Origin of the sequence: Pedobacter agri PB92, from assembly GCF_000258495.1 — a bacterium.
Lineage (GTDB): Bacteria > Bacteroidota > Bacteroidia > Sphingobacteriales > Sphingobacteriaceae > Pedobacter > Pedobacter agri.
This window is the reverse complement of the sequence record NZ_AJLG01000301.1, coordinates 1-2,750: the sequence shown is the minus strand read 5'-3', so window position 1 is coordinate 2,750 and position 2,750 is coordinate 1. Positions and strand designations below refer to the sequence as shown.

The window sequence follows — 2,750 nt, the reverse complement described above, 5'->3', positions numbered from 1 at the left end:
ACGTACACACTAAAAACAATGATGTGGAAGTTTTAATTCCATGGACATTCGATATCCCTGCTTACCCTAAGCCGATTGATGTCTATCAAAAATGGAGTAGGGCCATCGGATTAATCCAGAAACAAGAAGGTTAGCCGCGGCCGAAGGTTTTTTAAATGGAACCGCCCACAACCAGTTTGGATTCATCTATAATTGTTTGCGCAAAAGAACTTCCGGCAATACAGCGCATCATTCTGCTAAATGCCAGTTTACCCAGCTTGCTTCCACTGGTTTCTGCATAGGTAATTTCCGGATAGAAGAGCAGGGGAATCATACCATCACTAATGGCAATCACACCTAAATCTGCCGGTGCCCTGAGTCCTTTCCTTTGTATCGCTTTCATGGCACCTGCCAAAATCTCATCGCTCATGCAAAAAACTGCAAATTTTTTATCCATCCATTCGGGTAATAGCGATAGTGTAATTTGCTCGGCTTCTGCAGAACTTCTGGCATGTACCGTTTTGAGGTGAACAGCACTTCCATTTTGTTGTAGCACCGTGGCAAATTTTTGTAAGCGGGCCCGGGTGATCGACATATTTGGGTCTCCAAATATGCCCAGTATATTTGGAATGTCTTTCCTGATGATTTCTTCCGCGGCCAGCAAAGCCGCATGTTCATCACCGACACAAATTTTATTGCAGGATTCATATTGCGGCACTTTATCAAAAAAAATCACCGGAATACCGTGAACATCCATTTTCAAAAAAGGCTCCATGTCATCCGTTTCTGAAGTAATTGCAATAAAAATTCCCGATACCCGCTTGTGCCTGCAGCTTTTCAGGATCTCCTGTTCAATTTTTGCATCATTTGAAGAACGATAAATGACTACGGAATAACCATAAATTCTTGCTTCCTCCTCAATTGAACCGATAAAGGAATGATAAAAGAAGTTGGATAAACTTGGTACAACTATGGCAAACTCCCTACTGCTGTGGGTACGAAGATTTACAGCATATGGGTTAGGGTCGTATTCCAGTAATTCTGCCAGTTCCTTAATCTTTCGTCCGGTTTCCGGTGAAATATCAGGATGATCTTTTAAAGCCCTGGAAACGGTGGATATACTGACATTGAGCCGCTCAGCAATCTTTTTTAAAGTTGGGTTCTGTCTCATACGAATTACTTGGTTAATCAAATATAAGTTTTCCACAGCAAACATTTCCGCAAATGTTACCGCAAACGTTTGCGGTGAGAATTGATGTATTTCTATACTTTTAAACTGTTTATACCCTTATCTTCATATCAAGTTAATGAAAATACCATCATTGCAATTTTGTGAATAGGTTGCTATTTCATTAACATAACCAAATATTTATCAAACACCCAGGTTTTCTGTATTCAGGAAGCCCGTTATGAGATAGAAATATGAGAAACGCTTTTGGCTTTGCTTTTACATTCCTATTGTTTTTTGTTTTAGATGGCTACTCGCAGCAAGCTCCTGACCGTAAAGCGGCCTGGTGGAAAGAAGCTGTAGTTTACCAGCTTTACCCGCGTAGTTTTAAAGACAGTGATGGCGACGGCATTGGCGATCTAAAAGGCATTATTTCTAAACTCGATTACCTCAAAAGCTTGGGCATAGATGCCGTTTGGCTAAATCCGATTTTTTCTTCGCCAAATGATGATAATGGTTACGATATCAGTGATTACAGAAACATCATGAAAGAGTTTGGCACCATGAAAGATTTTGATGCGTTACTTGCCGGATTACATCAACGCAAGATTAAGTTAATCTTAGATATGGTGCTCAACCACAGTAGTGATGAGCATGAATGGTTTAAGCAAGCTAAATCATCACGCAGCAATGCTTACCGGAATTATTATCATTGGTGGCCGGAAGAAAAGGGCAAACCTACTCCACGTTATAGCTTCTTTGATGTAAACAGTGATGCCTGGAAGTATGATGCGACCACAAAATCTTACTACCTGCATTATTTCTCGCAGAAACAACCTGATCTCAACTGGGAAAATGAAAAACTTCGCAACGAGGTTTACGATATGATGAAATTTTGGCTGGATAAAGGCATTGACGGTTTGAGGATGGATGCTTTTCAATATGTTTCTAAAGATACCACCTGGAAAAAATATCCTGAAGGTTACGAAAAAGACATCATCAAATATTATGGGATGGGTCCGAATCTTCATCAATATTTAAAGGAGATGAACAAAACTGTGATCAGCAAGTATAACATTATGACTGTTGCTGAGGGTGCAGGAAGTACATTGGAAGATGCCCACGCTCTGGTTGATGAAGACAGACATGAGTTAAATATGGCTTATCATTTTGAGATCATGGATATCGGGAACGATCCCGCGGGCTATCAACTTACTGATTTGAAAAAAGCTTTTACAAAGTGGGATCAATCCTTTGCCGAGAAGGGTTGGTTAGCCATCTTTCTGGCAAATCATGATGTACCCAGGATGGTTAGCAAGTATGGGGATGATCGTCCGCAGTTCAGAACTTATTCTTCAAAACTGTTAACGACGCTTATTATGACCATGAGGGGCACTCCGTTTTATTTTAATGGCGATGAATTGGGCATGTCGAACATCAAATTTAACAATATTGATGATTACCGTGACATCGCAACAATTAATGCTTACCGAAGCATCAAAGCAAAAGTAGGTGATGTACAGGCTTTTATGGATAAACAAAAGTTTATCTCTAGAGATAATACCCGGACGCCGTTCCAATGGGATGCCTCATCAAATGCTGG

Annotated in this window: 2 protein-coding genes; one reads left to right on the top strand and one right to left on the bottom strand. The window is 40.4% G+C overall.

Going from position 1 to position 2,750, the window contains the following annotated elements:
* Positions 1-151 precede the first annotated feature (151 nt).
* Positions 152-1,150, bottom strand: coding sequence for a LacI family DNA-binding transcriptional regulator (locus ON09_RS23375; protein WP_162097952.1), 999 nt, complete (start codon positions 1,148-1,150; stop codon positions 152-154).
* A 251-nt stretch (positions 1,151-1,401) separates the two neighbouring features.
* Here ON09_RS23375 and ON09_RS23370 point away from each other — a divergent pair.
* Positions 1,402-2,750, top strand: a 1,349-nt coding sequence (locus ON09_RS23370; protein WP_010603490.1) for an alpha-glucosidase, incomplete at its 3' end; no start/stop codon positions are given.

Excerpts from the sequence above, each read along its gene's own strand:
- ON09_RS23375 (WP_162097952.1), bottom strand. The coding sequence starts at position 1,150 with ATGAGACAGAACCCAACTTTAAAAAAGATTGCTGAGCGGCTCAATGTC.